General features: G+C 73.8%; 11 protein-coding genes and 1 pseudogene. 6 read left to right on the top strand and 6 right to left on the bottom strand.

The window, feature by feature from the left end:
- The coding region (gene gatB / locus A949_RS0109335; RefSeq protein WP_019355744.1) for an Asp-tRNA(Asn)/Glu-tRNA(Gln) amidotransferase subunit GatB at positions 1 to 1,287 on the top strand (1,287 nt) is incomplete at its 5' end.
- 67 nt (positions 1,288 to 1,354) lie between these two features.
- Here the strand turns inward: gatB and A949_RS0109340 are convergent.
- The gene (locus A949_RS0109340; protein WP_019355745.1) at positions 1,355 to 2,326 is read right to left on the bottom strand and encodes an MBL fold metallo-hydrolase; all 972 of its coding nucleotides are present in this window, start codon (positions 2,324 to 2,326) and stop codon (positions 1,355 to 1,357) included.
- 186 nt (positions 2,327 to 2,512) lie between these two features.
- Between A949_RS0109340 and A949_RS0109345 the strand changes: the two genes are divergently transcribed.
- A complete protein-coding gene (locus A949_RS0109345; protein WP_019355746.1) occupies positions 2,513 to 2,956 on the top strand; it encodes a DoxX family protein in 444 nt (147 codons plus the stop codon).
- Between the two features lie 147 nt (positions 2,957 to 3,103).
- On the opposite strand, the gene A949_RS0109350 is transcribed toward A949_RS0109345, so the two are convergent.
- Genes A949_RS0109350 through A949_RS0109360 form a run of 3 tightly spaced genes read right to left on the bottom strand, consistent with a single transcriptional unit; the run spans position 3,104 to position 6,337 of the window.
- Positions 3,104 to 3,856: an AIM24 family protein gene (locus tag A949_RS0109350; protein ID WP_019355747.1), complete on the bottom strand. Its 753-nt coding sequence runs from the start codon at positions 3,854 to 3,856 to the stop codon at positions 3,104 to 3,106.
- A gap of 18 nt (positions 3,857 to 3,874) precedes the next feature.
- Positions 3,875 to 4,561, bottom strand: coding sequence for an AIM24 family protein (locus A949_RS0109355; protein WP_019355748.1), 687 nt, complete (start codon positions 4,559 to 4,561; stop codon positions 3,875 to 3,877).
- A 12-nt stretch (positions 4,562 to 4,573) separates the two neighbouring features.
- The gene (locus tag A949_RS0109360; RefSeq protein WP_019355749.1) at positions 4,574 to 6,337 is read right to left on the bottom strand and encodes a TerD family protein; all 1,764 of its coding nucleotides are present in this window, start codon (positions 6,335 to 6,337) and stop codon (positions 4,574 to 4,576) included.
- A gap of 556 nt (positions 6,338 to 6,893) precedes the next feature.
- Here A949_RS0109360 and A949_RS0109365 point away from each other — a divergent pair.
- The 4 genes from A949_RS0109365 to A949_RS0109380 all read left to right on the top strand — a co-directional run bounded on the left by A949_RS0109365 (position 6,894) and on the right by A949_RS0109380 (position 13,822).
- Positions 6,894 to 9,182, top strand: coding sequence for an MMPL family transporter (locus A949_RS0109365; protein WP_019355750.1), 2,289 nt, complete (start codon positions 6,894 to 6,896; stop codon positions 9,180 to 9,182).
- Positions 9,139 to 9,918, top strand: a complete 780-nt coding sequence (locus A949_RS0109370; protein WP_019355751.1) for a hypothetical protein — start codon at positions 9,139 to 9,141, stop codon at positions 9,916 to 9,918. The genes A949_RS0109365 and A949_RS0109370 overlap by 44 nt, the downstream gene beginning before the upstream one ends.
- A gap of 318 nt (positions 9,919 to 10,236) precedes the next feature.
- Complete coding sequence (locus A949_RS0109375) at positions 10,237 to 10,431, top strand: hypothetical protein (RefSeq protein WP_019355752.1); 195 nt, start codon at positions 10,237 to 10,239, stop codon at positions 10,429 to 10,431.
- Positions 10,432 to 10,579: 148 nt separating this feature from the next.
- Positions 10,580 to 13,822: an AAA family ATPase gene (locus A949_RS0109380; protein WP_019355753.1), complete on the top strand. Its 3,243-nt coding sequence runs from the start codon at positions 10,580 to 10,582 to the stop codon at positions 13,820 to 13,822.
- A gap of 55 nt (positions 13,823 to 13,877) precedes the next feature.
- Here A949_RS0109380 and A949_RS38965 read toward each other — a convergent pair.
- Together A949_RS38965 and A949_RS0109385 are read right to left on the bottom strand one after the other, a co-directional pair.
- Positions 13,878 to 13,964: pseudogene (locus tag A949_RS38965) on the bottom strand (DUF6191 domain-containing protein); the annotation flags it as partial.
- A gap of 10 nt (positions 13,965 to 13,974) precedes the next feature.
- Positions 13,975 to 15,132 carry a PQQ-dependent sugar dehydrogenase gene (locus tag A949_RS0109385; RefSeq protein ID WP_106428779.1) on the bottom strand — a complete coding sequence of 386 codons (1,158 nt, stop codon included), beginning with the start codon at positions 15,130 to 15,132 and terminating at the stop codon, positions 13,975 to 13,977.
- Positions 15,133 to 15,247: the final 115 nt, after the last annotated feature.

The following is a 15,247-nucleotide window of genomic DNA, read 5'->3' on the forward strand; positions in this document are numbered from 1 at the left end:
ATCGGCCTCGCGCTGAACTGCCGGATCGCCGACTGGTGCCGCTTCGCCCGGAAGAACTACTTCTATCCGGACATGCCGAAGAACTTCCAGACCTCCCAGTACGACGAGCCGATCGCCTTCGACGGCTATCTGGACGTCCAGCTGGCGGACGGCGAAATCTTCCGCGTGGAGATCGAGCGCGCCCACATGGAGGAGGACACCGGCAAGTCCACCCACGTGGGCGGGGCCACCGGACGCATCCACGGCGCCTCGCACTCGCTGCTGGACTACAACCGGGCCGGCATCCCGCTGATCGAGATCGTCACCAAGCCGATCCAGGGCGCGGGCGAGCGGGCGCCGGAGGTCGCCAAGGCGTACGTCGCCGAACTCCGCGAGCTCATCAAGGCGCTCGGCGTCTCCGAGGCCCGGATGGAGATGGGCCAGATGCGCTGCGACGTCAACCTCTCGCTCCGCCCCAAGGGCATCGAGAAGTTCGGCACCCGCAGCGAGACCAAGAACGTCAACTCGCTGCGCAGCGTCGAGCGCGCCGCCCGGTTCGAGATCCAGCGGCACGCCGCCGTGCTCTCCTCCGGCGGCACCATCATCCAGGAGACCCGGCACTTCCACGAGGAGGACGGGTCCACCACCTCCGGCCGGGTCAAGGAGGAGGCGGAGGACTACCGCTACTTCCCCGAGCCCGACCTGGTGCCCGTGGCACCCGCCCGCGAGTGGGTGGAGGAGCTGCGCGGCACCCTGCCGGAGCTGCCCCGGGTGCGGCGGATGCGGCTGCGCGAGGAGTGGGGCATCTCCGAGCACGAGATGCAGTCGGTGCTCAACGCGGGCGCCGTCGACCCGATCGTCGCCACCGTGAACGCCGGCGCCCCGGCCGACCAGGCCCGCAAGTGGTGGATGGGGGAGCTCGCCCGGCGCGCCAACGAGGACGGCAGCGAGCTGACAGCGCTGCCCATCACCCCCGAGCAGGTCGCCCGGCTCTGCGTGCTGGTCGCCGAGGGCTCGCTGAACGACAAGCTCGCCCGGCAGACCATCGAGGGCGTGCTGGCCGGTGAAGGCGGTCCGGACGAGGTGGTCGAGAAGCGCGGCCTCAAGGTCGTCTCGGACGAGGGCGCGCTGGGTACCGCTGTCGACGAGGCCATCGCCGGGAACCCGGACATCGCCGAGAAGGTGCGCGGCGGCAAGATCCAGGCCGCCGGTGCCCTGGTCGGCGCCGTCATGAAGGCCACCAGGGGCCAGGCCGACGCGGGCCGTGCCCGCGAGATGATCCTGGAGAAGCTGGGCGTCGAGGGCTGAGCCCGTTGAGCTGAGCCGTGACGGGTGGGGCACCGGATGGGATGGTTCCGGTGCCCCACCCGTGCGCTCAGAAGGAATGCGGCCGGCTGGCGAAGGCCACCATCTCGGGCAGGACCGCGGCTATCGGCTCCGGGGCCGTACCGTTCAGATGCCGGTACTCGGTGCCGACGGTCACCACGAGCCGCTCGGGCAGCCCGAGCCCCGGCCAGCGGCTTTCCCCGGCTATCGCGCGGGCAGCCTCGACGGCGGGCACCCCGCGGGCATGCAGCGCATGCGCCCGCTCTCGCACCTCTCCGAGGTAGTCGATGTGGGCGCGCAGCCCCGCCGGGTCGAGCACGGGGCCGTGCCCCGGCACGATGGTCTCGGCCCCGCAGGCCAGCACCCCCTCGCACGCCTGGATGACATTCTCCAGTGGCCCCGCCCAGTGCACCGCGTGGTCGCCGGGCTCCTCGGGTGTCGAGGCGAAGACGATGTCGCCGGTGAACACCGTGCCGTGGTCGGGCAGCTGAACGATCAGGTCCCCGGTGGTGTGCGCGGACGGCAGGCTGGTCAGCACGACGGGGTGACCTCCGACGGTCAGCTCCAGCTCCCCCTCGAACACGGTCGTCGGCGCGACGACCTCCGTCCGGGACCAGTCAAAGTGCCCGAAGTGTTCGGCGAGGTAACCGCCGACCGGCGACTGCGCACCCGCCCCCTCGATCAACTCCCGCAGCTGCTGCGGACTCGGCTCGATCTCGATGTGGTGCCGTGCCTCCCGGGTGGCGATCACCTCGGCGCCCGGCACGACATCGGCGCCCCACAGGTGGTCGCCGTTGGCGTGGGTGACCACGATCCGGGCTATCCCGCGCCCGCCGAGTATCCGCTGCGACTCCGCCAGGAACGCCTCGGCCAGGGGCCGGTCGTACGGGGTGTCGATCCACAGGGCCTCATCGGAGGCCGCCAGCAGCCCGCAGTTGGCGAGCCCCCAGCCACGCCGCGGTGGCTTCCACAGGTACAGGTCGTCAGCGAGGGGCAGCAGGGCCGTGGGGGAGAGTGCCATGGGCCCGATTGTGCCGTGGAGCATCGCCGCGGGCCGTCGCCGGGGCGGGTCCCGGGCGTCGTGGCGGGCGCGGGCGTGGGTGCGGTCGGCGGAGGAAGGTGACGGGTTCCGGTGCGAGCGATGAGTTCCGGCGGGTGGCGGGGTCTGTCCTTTCGAGAGTTGCCCGCACCTTCCCGAGGAGCCCCGATGTCCCAGACCCTCAGCGTCCCGTCCGCCACCGCCGACCGCCAGGAGGCGACCGGTCGCCGTGCAGAGCTCGCGGCGAAGATCCTCGTCGTGCTGCTCGCCCTGTTCTTCGGAACGGCCAGCGGAGCGCCCAAGCTGTTCCGGGCCCAGGCGGCGGTCGACGCCTTCGACCGGATCGGCTGGGGCGACTGGTTCATGTACACCGTCGGCTCGCTGGAGGTGCTGGGCGCGGCAGCGCTGCTGGTCCCGCTGCTGTCCGAGGCGGCGGCGCTGGCGTTCATCGGCCTGCTGGCCGGTGCCGCTCTCTTCAACCTGACCGTGCTCGACGCTCCCGGGGCGGTGGTCACCACCGTCGCCACGGCCGCGCTGTGCGGCTTCGTCGCCAGAGTGCGGCGAGGTGCCACGGCGCGGCTGCTGCACCGCCTGCGCTCCGGCCGTCCGTGACGGCGCCGCTGCGCCGACGGCCTTCGGCGGCCCGGCTCGGGAACCGGTCTGCGTGCGCGTCCTCCCAGGCGCGGCGCGGGCCGTCTCCCGGCTGTGCCAGGTGGGCGCCCCGGCTGTCCCTCGGGCACAGCCGGGGCGCCCACCGGCTCAGTTGGTGAAGATGTTGCCCTGGTTGTGGCCGCGGGCCCCCTGGGCGCCCATCCCGTACTGGGCGCGCAGTCCGCCGCCGAGCTGCGCGTGCTGCGGCGGGAGCAGCTCGCTGGGCTGCACGAGGGCGTAGCCCTGGCCCATGAAGGAGAGCTCCCAGCCCTCACCGGTGCTGCCGCGGCGGCGCCAGACGCCCTGCGAGGAGGTCTGGGCCTGCATCTGCACCCGCAGCCCGCTGGACCAGGCGACGACCGCGTCCGAGTCGGCGTTGACGTAGGTGTCCGGGGTGACGTTCAGCAGCAGCGGCTGTCCCGAGGTCATCAGCGCCACCTTGCCCTGCCCGGTGATGTTGAGGTTGTAGGCCCCGGTGCCGGAGATGCCGAACTGGCTGTCCACCGAGATCACCTCGTGGTGCAGCGTGGAGTCCATGGCCAGGACGTAGGCCGCGTCCACGGTCAGCCCGTCCCGGTCGATGTCCACCACATGGACGTACTGCGCCAGATTGGCCAGGAAGACCGTCCCCTGGCCGGAGCAGCGCATCAGCGGCACCTGCTCGCGGACCGGGCCGCGGTGCCCGCCGCGCGCCTGGTACTCGGCGTCGAACTCCAGCAGCCCCTGGTAGGCGACCATGGCGCCCTTGCGGGCCAGCACGTCGTCATGGCCCCCCAGCCGCACTCGCAGCAACTGCGGGTTCTGCACCGTGTAGCGGTCCTCCGTGGCGACCTCGGCGTATCCGAAGAGCGAACTCTGCACGGCTGTTCTCCTTCCCCCTCAGCCCCGGACCCGGATGCGGTCGGTGCTGTCCTCGCTCGGCTGGACCACCACGAAGCCCTGTCCGGAGAAGGCGATCTGGTACGCCTCGCCGCTGCCCCGGCCGATGAGGGCTCCGGCCTTCATGCTGCGCTTGCTCTTCATCTTCAGCCCGCTGGACCAGGCCACCAGCGCGTCCGGGTCGACGTAGGTCTCGTCCTCGCCGCGTCCGCAGTCCACGACCACGGGGGTGCCGCGCGAGGTGAGGGCCGCCCAGCCGGTGCCCCGGACGGAGACGTTGAACAGGCCCTGACCTGCGAACTTGGCGAGCCCCTTGACCCGCTCGACGCCCCACTGGAGGTGCGCGTCGAAGGCCAGCAGATTGGTGCCGTTGATCGACAGCCCCTCCTCGGCGAGGTTGACGCAGACCACGTCGGCGCCGTAGTCGGCCAGGTAGAGCAGGCCGTCGCCCCGGCAGAGCATCAGCGGGTTCTGCTCGCCGGTCAGCCACTGGGAGGCCAGCTGGCGGACGGCGGGCGGATTGGCCTCGTACTGCACGAAGCCCTCGTAGGCGACCATCGAGCCCGGCCGCGCGAACAGGTCCTGGCCCGACTGCATGGCCACCTTGACCATGTGCGAGCCGTGGTTCTCCATGCGTGCTGCCACGGGAGCGGGCGCGAAGCCCGCGAGCGGTGCTGGCTGGTTCATGACGGGCTCCCCCTAGACCTCGTACGGCTGGACGACGATGAAGTTGCCGGGTGCCCCGCGGAACTGGAGGTTCACGGTCTCCCCGCTGTGCCCCGGATAGGCGTTGCGGTGCAGCCGCACCTGGCTGGTGACGATGACCTGTGCCGCCGCCGACCACGCCACGACCGCCTGCGCGTCGGCGAAGGTGGTGGGGGTGACGGGGAGGACGACCGGGGTGCCCCGGGTCTTGACGACCACGGTGCCGGTTCCGCTGAACTGCATCGTGAACAGTGCGCCCCCGGGGATGCCGTGGCCCTCGATCCGGCGCACCTCGTGCTGCAGCGACTCGTCGAAGGCGAGCACGTTCTCGGCCGAGACGCACAGTCCGTCGCCCTGCAGTTCGACGGGGTGGACGTGTGCCGCGTCCTCGGCGAAGAAGACCTGCCCGCGGCCGGTGCAGCGCATGAGCTGCATCTCCTGGCCGGTGGCGTTGCCGACCACGCGCCCGGTGAAGCCGGCGCCCTTGTAGGAGAAGTCGACCTTTCCCTGGTAGAGCACCATGCTGCCCTGTCTGGCGAGCACGGGCCGGCCGTCGACGCCGAGGTCCGCGCGGACCAGGGAGGGATTCTGCAGGGTCCAGCGCTGGCCGTCGGGCGCCTCCTGGAACTTCTGCAGGACCGCGCCGATGCCCGCGGCCGGGCCCGGCGGGACCTGCGGGAACTGCGGTGCGCCGGGACCGCCGGGCGGCTGCTGCGCGAACGGATTGGAGAGCTGCTGCCCGCCGGGCGGCCCCGGCTGCTGCGGAGGCGGCGGCTGGTGCTGCGGGTAGGGCTGTGGTGCCTGTGGTGCCTGTGGCATCCCGCCGGGGGCGAACTGCGCTCCGCCGGGCGGCCCCGGCTGCGGCGGTGGCGGCGGACCGCCGTGCTGCGGCTGGAGCGGACCCACCACGGTCGGAGCGCCGTGGAGATCGGGAGCGGACGGTGGGGGTGACTGGGGCTGCTGGGGAGCCTGGGGTGGCTGAGGAGGCTGCGGCTGCTGCGGTGCCTGCGGTTGTTGCGGCGGCTGTGGTGCCTGCTGCTGCGGCACCTGCGGCTGCTGCGCAGCTGCTCGGGGCTGCGGAGCCTGTGCCGACGCGGGTGCCGGTGCGGGCGCGGGGCCCGCCGGAGGGGCGAACCCGGGAGCGGGCTGCGGCGGCGGAGCGTCTCCGCCCGGTGGCGCGAAGCCCGGCACCGCCCCGGCCCCGGGAGCGCTCTCCTCCTGCTGCTCCTCCAGCACCTCGCCGCCGAAGTGCGTGAGCAGCGCGTCCAGCCCGCCGTCGAATCCCTGGCCGATCGCGGCGAACCGCCAGACGTCGTCCTTCCGGTAGATGTCGCCCAGCATCACGGCACGCTCGGTGCTGAACTCCGAGCCGTCGAAGGGGTAGCGGGCCACCTCCTCGCCGCCCGCCACCAGGCGGATGTAGCCGGGGCCGATCCCGGACATCTGCCCGGCCCCGTCGAGCGAGGCCGTGAACGACAGCCGCCGCACCTGCGCGGGAACCCGCTCCAGCGTCACCCGGAAGGACTCGGTGTCCCCGGCCTGCGCCCCCAGGAGCTGCAGGGACTCCTCGGGCGAGGCGGGTTGGTTGAAGAAGACGAAGTAGCGGTCGTCCGAGAGCTGCTCCTGCCCGTCCAGCCCGAAGCAGCTGATGTCGAAGGAGAGTCCGGCTCCGGCGATCTGCACGCCCACGTACAGATCCGTGCCGGCCGTCAGGTCACTGATCCTGGCCTTGTGGCCGCGTTGGAATTCCCTGGACATACGTAACGACCGTCCCCCATCCCGTGTGGTGCGTGCGCCGGGCCTTCCGGCCTCCTGCGGACCGTCCGACCTCCGCGAGGGGATCGCCGGACGGCTCCCACAGGCTAATGGGTACCGACGACGGCGGTACCGCGCGAGTTCCCCCGGAGCCCCCGGCACGCGGCGCACGCCGGGCTTGCGTGGATTCGCGCCGGTCCCGCGCGGCCGAAGCCGCGCGGCACCCTTCCGCGGCGGGGCTCACCGCACCCTTCCGCGGCGCGTCCCCCGCGCCGGGGCTCGCCGGCCCCGGCCCGGAGCGCCGCGGCGGGAGCACCGTCCGAGCGGTGCGGACGCGGCTACGGACTGAGACCCCGGCCCGGGCCGCTGTGGGTATCGCCACAAACGCCGCAATCGATCTCCGTGGGATGGCACGCTGCAGAGCACGGTCCTTGAGGTGGGGTGTGCTGCCGCCTCGGACCGCCGCTCCCGGCCGACGGCCGGGAGGCCCGATGCGGCGGACAGGAGTCGACGCGCTCCGTTCCCCGCCCGTACGACACCCGGGAGCAGGCGACCGCCCGTGACCGCTCTTGCCCGCTGGTGCCTGAGGCGCCGCCTCCTCGTCCTGCTGCTCTGGCTCGCCGCGCTGGCCGGTGCCGTGACGGCCTCCTCGCTTCTCGGCAGCGCCTATTCCGACGACTACGGCGCCCAGGGCACCGAGTCCGGCCGGGCGGCGGAGCGTATGCACAGCGCCTTCCCCGACCGGGCCGGTGCCAGTGACACGATCGTGTGGCACTCGGAGCAGGGCACGGTGCGCGCCACGGCGGTCCAGGAGCGGATGACCGAGGCGCTGCACGAGGTCGAAGGTCTGCCCGGCGTCGAGTCCGTGGAGTCGCCCTACGGCGCCGGGGGCGGCGGCGCGATCAGCCCCGACGGGCACACCGCCTACGCCGCTCTCACCTTCGACGGGCCCACCGACGAACTGGGCGGGCAGACCGTGCAGCGCGTCCTGGACACCGTCCAGAACGCATCCGGGGACGGCCTGCAGGTCGAGGCGGGCGGCTCCGGCGTGGCGGTCGCCGAGGCCCCCACGGCCCACCTCGCCGAGGCCATCGGACTGGCGGCGGCGGCCGTCGTCCTCTTCCTGGCCTTCGGCTCGCTCGCCGCCACGGCGCTGCCGCTGATCACCGCGGTCGTCGCCGTGGGCACCGCGACGGCAGGCACCGGGCTGCTCAGCCGGCTGATGACCGTCGCCGACTTCGCGCCCATGCTGGGCATGCTCATCGGGCTGGGCGTCGGCATCGACTACGCGCTGTTCATCGTCACGCGGCACCGGCGCGGGCTGCGCGCCGGGCTGCCGGTGGTCGAGGCCGCACGCCGGGCGGTGACGGTGTCGGGACGCGCGGTGGTCTTCGCGGGGGCGACGGTCTGCATCGCCCTGCTGGGCATGTTCATCCTGCGGCTCGGCTTCCTCAACGGAGTGGCGATAGCCGCCTGTCTGACCGTGCTGCTGAGCGTGGCCGCCTCCGTCACCCTGCTGCCCGCCCTGCTCGGTTTCATCGGTATGCGGGCCCTCAGCCGCCGGGAGCGCCGTCAGCTCGTCGAGCGCGGTCCGCGACCGGACCGTCCCACGGGCTTCGCCATGCGCTGGTCCGCCTTCGTCGAACGGCGGCCCAAGCTGCTGGGCGGGGTCGCGGCCCTGCTGATGGCCGTGCTGGCGCTGCCCGCGCTCGGACTGCACCTGGGCACCTCGGACCAGGGCAACGACCCGGCGGCCAGCACCACCCGCAAGGCCTACGACATGCTCGCGGACGGTTTCGGGCCGGGCACCAACGGTCCGCTGACGCTGGTCGGCGAGCTGGACGGGGCCGGCGACAAACTGGCCTTCGACCACCTGCGCGGTGACATCCAGCACACCCCCGGGGTCGCCCAGGTCAGCGGGCCCGAGTTCAACGGCAGCGGCGACACCGGAGTGATCACGGTGGTGCCCGACAGCTCCCCGCAGTCCCGGTCCACCTCCGATCTGGTGGACCGGCTGCGCGGGGACGTCCTGCCGAAGGCCGAGGAGGGGTCGACGATGGAGGTCCTGGTCGGCGGGTCCACCGCGGGTCACGACGACTTCGCGGACATCATCGTCGGCAAGCTCCCGCTGTTCGGCGGCGTGGTCATCGGCCTCGGCTCGCTGCTGCTGCTGGTGGCCTTCAGGAGCATCGGCATCCCGGTCAAGGCTGCGGTGATGAACATCGCGGCGGTCGCCGGAGCCTTCGGCGTGGTGGTGGCCGTCTTCCAGTGGGGCTGGGGCAGCGAACTGCTCGGGCTGGGCAGTGCCGGCCCCATCGAGCCCTTCCTCCCGGTCATCATGATCTCGGTGCTGTTCGGGCTGTCCATGGACTACCAGGTCTTCCTGGTCAGCCGGATGTACGAGGAATGGCGGCTGACCGGCGACAACCGGCGTGCGGTGCGGGTCGGCCTCTCGGAGACCAGCAAGGTGATCAACTCCGCGGCCGTGATCATGATCTCGGTCTTCGGCGGGTTCGTGCTCAGCGGCGACCGGATCATCGCCATGTTCGGCATCGCGCTGGCCGCGGCGGTGGCCCTGGACGCGTTCGTCCTGCGCACGCTGCTGGTACCGGCGCTGATGCACATGCTCGGGGGCGCCAACTGGTGGCTGCCCAAGTGGCTGGACCGGCGGCTGCCGCGACTCAGCATCGAGCCGGAAACCAGCGCCGAGGAGGAAGCGCCCGTCACCACTCCCGTGCCGGTGGTCGGACAGCGTCCCGGCTCTCTCATCGGTCTCTCAGAAACCGCCCCTACCGTGGCCGCCCATGGCTACCGAAAGCACCACGACCACGCAGAACACGACCGTTAGGTCCCCGGACGAGGAACCGGCCGACGAGGCGGCCGCAGCGGAGCAGCGCAGTCCGGCGGCCGAGGAGCGGGCCGGGCGCGGCACGGCCCGGCGCGGCGGTGACGACGGCAAGGAGCCGGAGGAGGACGCGGCAGGCTCGTCCACCGCGGACGGGGACGGAACGGGCCCCGACGCCGCCGCGGACGCTCCCGACAGCGGGAGCGGCAGCGACGGCGACGAGTCCGGCGCCGGCGAAGACGACGAGGACGGCGGGGACGGCGGGGACAGCGGGGACAGCGGGGACGCCGACGACGGCCCGCGGGCCGCGGACTCCGGCCCCGGCCGGCGCCAGGACTGGGCAGGCGGCGCGGTGGCCGTCCTCAGCGCCGGGCTCGGCCTCGCCTCGCTGACCGGCACCTCCTTCAGCGACATGCTGCGCGAGCGCAAGAGCCTCATCGGCCAGATCGAGAGCAGCGCCCAGGGATCCGGTGGGTCCGCGGCCGACCAGGTCAACTCCCTCTACGGGGCGCCCTGGCACGCGGCGGCCGTGGTCAACGGGATCTTCGCCGCACTGGCCGTCGTGGTCGGCGCCCTGCTGCTGGCGGCACTCACCGGCCGCAGCCGGACGCGCAGCTGGGTCAAGGCCGTGGCGCTGGGCGGGGTACTGCTCGGCCTGGTCGGGCTCCTCGTCGCCGGGGGCATGTACTTCGACCTGTTCGCCGCGCAGCCCGAGGTACCCGCTGCGCCCGGCCAGTGAGCTCCCGGGGTCCCGCGGCCCCGGCCGGTGAGCCCCCCGGTCCCGCGGAGTCCTTCGGTCTCCCGCGGAGTCCTTCGGTCTCCCGCGGAGTCCCCGGGCTCCCGGCCGGGCCCGGACCCCCTTCCCACCCCGTGCGGTACCTCCTCCTCAGGTCCTCGGGCACCCGGGACCAGGGCCCTAAGGCCCCCGGGCCGACGCCGGTCGAGGTCCTAAGGCACCCGGACCGCCAGGACCGGGCAGTTGCCCGATGTGCCGCACCACCCTCAGGGAGGACTGTGGAAGCACAGTTCGCAACCACTCCCCGAGGGGGCCACGGAGATGCTGTACGACCTCGACCACACCCACCACCTGAGCCGGATGGACGATTTGCGCCGCGAGGCCGAGCACGAGCGCCTGGTCCGCGCGGCCAAGGCGGCACGCCGGGAGCAGGGCCGCGCGGGCGCGCGCTCCTGGCTCGGCCGCAGGAGCCGGGACCGGGGCGAGGGTGAGCGGGTGTGGGTCCCGGCCGCGTGAGCGCGGCGCGTGCCGCCCGCGGCAGGGGCGCCGCGGGCGGCGGACCGGCCACCGGGCACGGCGCGGCCGTGCCCGGCGCGCGCGTTCCCGGAGCGGCCGCGCCCCGGACGTCCGCCGCCGGAGCGGCCGCGCATAAGGCAGATGCCTTATGACGGTGCCGGATGCGATGCTGAGCGACGTGCCCCTGCAAACCGGTGTCAGTCCCGTGTTCGTCGGCCGTACCGCCGAACTGACCGCACTCACCACTGCCCTCACCCGCGCCGGTACGGGCGCTCCCCAGGCGCTCCTCCTCGGCGGCGAGGCGGGCGTGGGCAAGACCCGGCTGCTGGAGGAATTCCTCACCCGGGTCCGCACGGCCGACGGGGTCACCACCCTCGGCGGCTGCCTGGAACTGGGCGCGGACGGCCTCCCCTTCGCCCCCTTCACCACCGCGCTGCGCGGGCTGCGCGGCGCCGTGCCGCCCGCCGCGCTGGCCGCCGCCGCCGAGGGCCGCGAGACCGAACTGGCCCGGCTGCTACCGGACCTGGCAGCGCCCGGAGCAGCGGCGCCGCAGCGCGAGGAGTACGACGACGGCGCCGACGGCGGGCGCGCCCGGCTGTTCGAGGCCACGGCCCAACTGCTGGAACGGCTGGCCGCCGACCGCACCCTCGTCGTCGCCCTCGAAGACCTCCAGTGGGCGGACCGCTCCACCAGGGAACTGCTCGGCTACCTCTTCCGCTCCGTACGCACCTGCCGGCTCGTGCTGCTGGCCACCTACCGGACGGACGACATCCACCGCCGCCACCCGCTGCGTCCCTTCCTCGCCGAGCAGGACCGGCTGCGCACCGTGCTGCACCTGGAGCTGCCCCGGCTGACCCGCGGCGAGGTGCGCGACCAGATCACCGGCATCAAGGGCGCCGAGCCCGCCGGGGAGCTGGCCGAGGAGATCTTCTGCCGCTCCGAGGGCATCCCCTTCTTCGTCGAGGAGCTGACGGCCACCGAGGCCGCCTGCGCCATCAGCAACTCGCTGCGCGACCTGCTGCTCGTCCGCGTCGAGGCGCTGCCCGAACCCGCCCAGCGTGTGGTGCGGCTGGCGGCGGGCGGCGGTTCGGCCGTGGAGCACGCCCTGCTGGCCGCGGTCGCCGGACTCGCCGAGGACGCGCTGCTGGAGGCGCTGCGCTCGGCGGTCGGCGCCAACGTGCTGCGCCCCACCGCCGACGGTTCCGGCTATCTGTTCCGGCACGCCCTGCTGCGCGAGGCGGTACGGGAGGACCTGCTCCCCGGCGAACTGGCCCGCATCAGCCGCCGCTACGCCGAGACGCTGGAAGGCGATCCGTCCCTGGTTCGCGCCGAGGAGCGGCTGGCCCGCCTGGCGCACTACTGGCACCGCAGCCGGGACGCGGCCAAGGCGCTGCCCGCGGCGCTGTCCGCCGCCTGCGAGGCCCGGGACCGGCACGCGTACGCCGAGGAGCACAGCCTGCTGGAGCGGGTCATCGAACTGTGGGACGAGGTGCCCGAGGAGGACCGGGCCGCACTGCCCGCGCTGCGGATCCCGCGCACCTTCCCGAGCGCCGACGCCGCCGAGGACCCCGACGGCCACCGGGCTCCCGCCTTCCGGCCGCCGGGCTTCCTCGAGGTGCTGGCCGAAGCGCTCACCGCCGCCCGCGTCAGCGGCGACGTGGCGCGGGCCAAGGTGCTCGCCCGCCGTGCCCTGGCCCGGCTGGACGAGGCGAAGGACCCGCTGACCGCCGCCTGGTTCCAGCTCAGGAGTGGGCTGCTGCTGGAGGACATGGGCAAGGGCGACGGCTGGGCGCAGATCGCCAAGGCCCAGGAACTGGTCCGCGGGCTGCCGCCGTCGGCGGTGCACGCGGAGGTGCTCTCCGGCGCCGCGAGCTGGGGCATGATCCACCGTCCCGGGCGGGAGGCGCTGGCGACCGCCGTGCGCGCGGTCGAACTGGCCCGGGTGGTGGGTGCGACCACCATCGAGCTGGACGCCAGGGTCACCCTCGGCACCCTGCTCGCCGAGTCCGGCGATCTGGAGGAGGGGCTCGCCGAACTGGCCCGGGCGCGGGACGAGGCGGACGAGGCCGGCGTCACCAGCGTGATGACCTGCGCCGCCATCAACATCGCCGTGGAACTGGAGGCGGTGGGGCGCTCGGCGGAGGCCGCCGAGGAGGCCGCCGGAGCCGCCCGCGTCGCCCGGGACCGCGGGCGCCCCAACTCCTACGCGGGAGCCCTCGCCGGACAGGCCGAGGCGCTGCTCTCGACCGGGGACTGGCGGCGGGCGGAGGACCTGCTCGAACGGGCCGCCGCGGCGGCCCGCGTGGCCGACGTACGCGCCTGGGTGGCGCTGCTCCGTGCCCGGCTGGCGCGGGACCGGGGGGACCTCCCGGGGCTGGAGTCGGCCGTCGAGGAGGCCGCGGCCACCATGGGGTCGTCCCCGGCGGGCGAGCCGCAGCGGGTGGTGGCGCTCCGGCTCTTCACGATGGCGCTGGCGGCCGAGCGCGGCGCGGTCGCCGCGGCCCGCCGCGAGCTGAGGACCGCCCTCCAGGAGGGTTTTCCGCCGGGCACCCATCCCTACGCATGGGCGCTGCTGTACGCGGCCGCCTCCTGCGAGGCGGAGCTCCGCGGCCTGCCGGACGCCGAGCGGGGGCGGGACGAGGTGCTGGCCGAACTGCGCCGCGCGGCCCGCAGGCTGCCCCGGCCGGCCCCCGTGTGGGAGGCGTACGCGCTGCTGCTGGAGGCCGAGCTGAAGCGGGCGGCGGGGGAGGGCGATCCGCGGGCCTGGGAGGCGGCGGTGCGGGCCTGGGAGCCGGTGGGCCGCCCCGTGCCGCTGGCCCGTGCCCGGCTGCGCTGGGCCGAGGCGCTGCTGGACGCGGAAGCCCGGCGCGGCGACTGCCCGGCCCCGCGGGAGCTGCTGGGGCAGGCGCACTCCGCCGCGGTACGACTGGGCGCCGCGCCGCTGCGGGCCGAGGCCGAACAGCTCGCGGCCCGCGCCCGGATCGTGCTCGGCGGTGGCGCGGACTCCGGGCGCCCGGCCGCCGACCGGCCGGTATCCGCGCCCGCCGACCCGGCGGAGGCGTTCGGACTCACCCGGCGGGAGCGCGGTGTGCTGGAACTGGTCGCCGAGGGCCGCAGCAATCGGCAGATAGCCGAGCGCCTCTACATCGCCCCGAAGACGGCGAGTGTGCACGTCTCCAACATCCTCGCCAAGCTGGGTGTGGCCACTCGCGGCGAGGCGGCGGCCATGGCGTTCCGGCTGCGGCTGGTGAGCCCGAAGAGGCTCAGTTCCGCGGCGGTTCCGGACGGGGACGCCACGGCGGACGCTCCGCGGACGGCGGCTGCTCCGGGCGCCGCAGTGTCCCCGACGGCTCCGGCCGCGGCTCGATCCGTTGCTCGGGTGGACGGATGAGGGCCCGGCCGGAGGACAGGTCGATGGGCCCCTTTCCGGGGTCGCCGACGCCCTCCTGGACCCGGGTGTGCTCCAGCCGCCGCTGCTCGTCGTCCGTGTGCTTGCTGCCCGGTGAGAACAGCTCCTGCATCAGGTTGAACATCTGACCATCCTCAATGCACCTCGAGTCGCAGGATGCGGTCGTCCCCCTTCTCCGGCGAGCCGCGTCCGTCCGTCTCGCTCGTGACCAGCCAGAGTCCGTGGCCGCCACCGCTGCCGCGGTCGGCGACCACCGTCCGGAGCCGCCCGTACTTCCCCTTCAGGAACGCCTGGGGGGCGGCGGCGGGTTCCCCGCCCTCGAGCGGGATCCGCCACAGCCGCTCCCCGCGCAGCCCCGCCATCCACACCGACCCCGCGGCGACGGCCAGTCCGCTGGGGGACGCCTCGTCCGTGCGCCACTGCTCGACCGGGTTCTCGAACCTCTTGTCGTCACTCCTGCCCTCGGCGTCCGGCCAGCCGTAGTTTCCGCCCGGCTCGATCAGATTGAGTTCGTCCCAGGTGTCCTGCCCGAACTCGGAGGCCCACAGCCGCTTGCCGCGGTCCCAGTCCAGACCCTGCACATTGCGGTGCCCCCAGGAGTAGACGACCGAGTCCGGGTCGGGGCTGCCGTGCCCCGCGGGTTCGCCCTCGGGCGTCATCCGCAGGATCTTGCCGCCCAGCGACTTCTTGTCCTGCGCGAGTCCACCGTCGCCGGACTCACCGGTTCCGGCGTAGAGCATCTTGTCCGGGCCGAACGCGATCCGCCCGCCGTTGTGGATCCGTCCCTTGGGGATGCCCTTGAGGATGGTGTCCGGCGCTCCGAGCTGGTCGCCGGGCTCCTTGGCGGGGTCGTAGAGCATCCGCACGATCCGGTTGTCGGAGGCGGAGGTGAAGTAGGCGTAGACCATCTTCCCGGCTTCCGCCCCGTCCGGCGGGACGGCCAGTCCCAGCAGCCCGCCCTCGCCGCCCGGCTCCACCCCGGGAACGGTGCCCACCTCGGTCTTTCTGCCGCTGTCGCCGTCGATGCGCAGGATCTTGCCGGTGTCCCGCGAGGAGACGAGCAGGTCCCCGCCGGGCAGCGGGGCCAGCCCCCAGGGCGACTCCAGCCCCGTCGTGAGCGTCTTGACCACCTTCACCGAACCCTTGGCGGGAGCGGCGCTCGGCGAGGGCGCCGCGGCGGTGCTGCTCCGCGCTCCCGAGGGCTCGTCCCCGCCGTCGCCCCCGCCGGAACATCCCGCGCTCAGCGCCAGCGCGCAGACCGCGACGACGCGCAAACCTGCCGTACCTCGCACGTTTCGGCTCCTCGTTCTCGATCGGCGTCCCCGGCCGGCGTTCCCGACCGGCGTCCCCGGAAGGGTCCTCGGTCAGTCCTCGGCCGGTGCTCGACAGGCGGACTCCCCAGGGGAC

The organism is Streptomyces sp. AA1529 (genome assembly GCF_000280905.1).
Taxonomy (GTDB): domain Bacteria; phylum Actinomycetota; class Actinomycetes; order Streptomycetales; family Streptomycetaceae; genus Streptomyces.

What these genes read in the sequence shown, in the direction of transcription:
- A949_RS0109370 (WP_019355751.1), top strand. Translation starts at nt 9,139, where the DNA reads ATGGCTACCGAAAGCACCACGACCACGCAGAACACGACCGTTAGGTCC.
- A949_RS0109355 (WP_019355748.1), bottom strand. Translation starts at nt 4,561, where the DNA reads ATGAACCAGCCAGCACCGCTCGCGGGCTTCGCGCCCGCTCCCGTGGCA.
- A949_RS0109345 (WP_019355746.1), top strand. Translation starts at nt 2,513, where the DNA reads ATGTCCCAGACCCTCAGCGTCCCGTCCGCCACCGCCGACCGCCAGGAG.
- A949_RS0109375 (WP_019355752.1), top strand. Translation starts at nt 10,237, where the DNA reads ATGCTGTACGACCTCGACCACACCCACCACCTGAGCCGGATGGACGAT.
- A949_RS0109360 (WP_019355749.1), bottom strand. Translation starts at nt 6,337, where the DNA reads ATGTCCAGGGAATTCCAACGCGGCCACAAGGCCAGGATCAGTGACCTG.
- A949_RS0109340 (WP_019355745.1), bottom strand. Translation starts at nt 2,326, where the DNA reads ATGGCACTCTCCCCCACGGCCCTGCTGCCCCTCGCTGACGACCTGTAC.
- A949_RS0109380 (WP_019355753.1), top strand. Translation starts at nt 10,580, where the DNA reads ATGACGGTGCCGGATGCGATGCTGAGCGACGTGCCCCTGCAAACCGGT.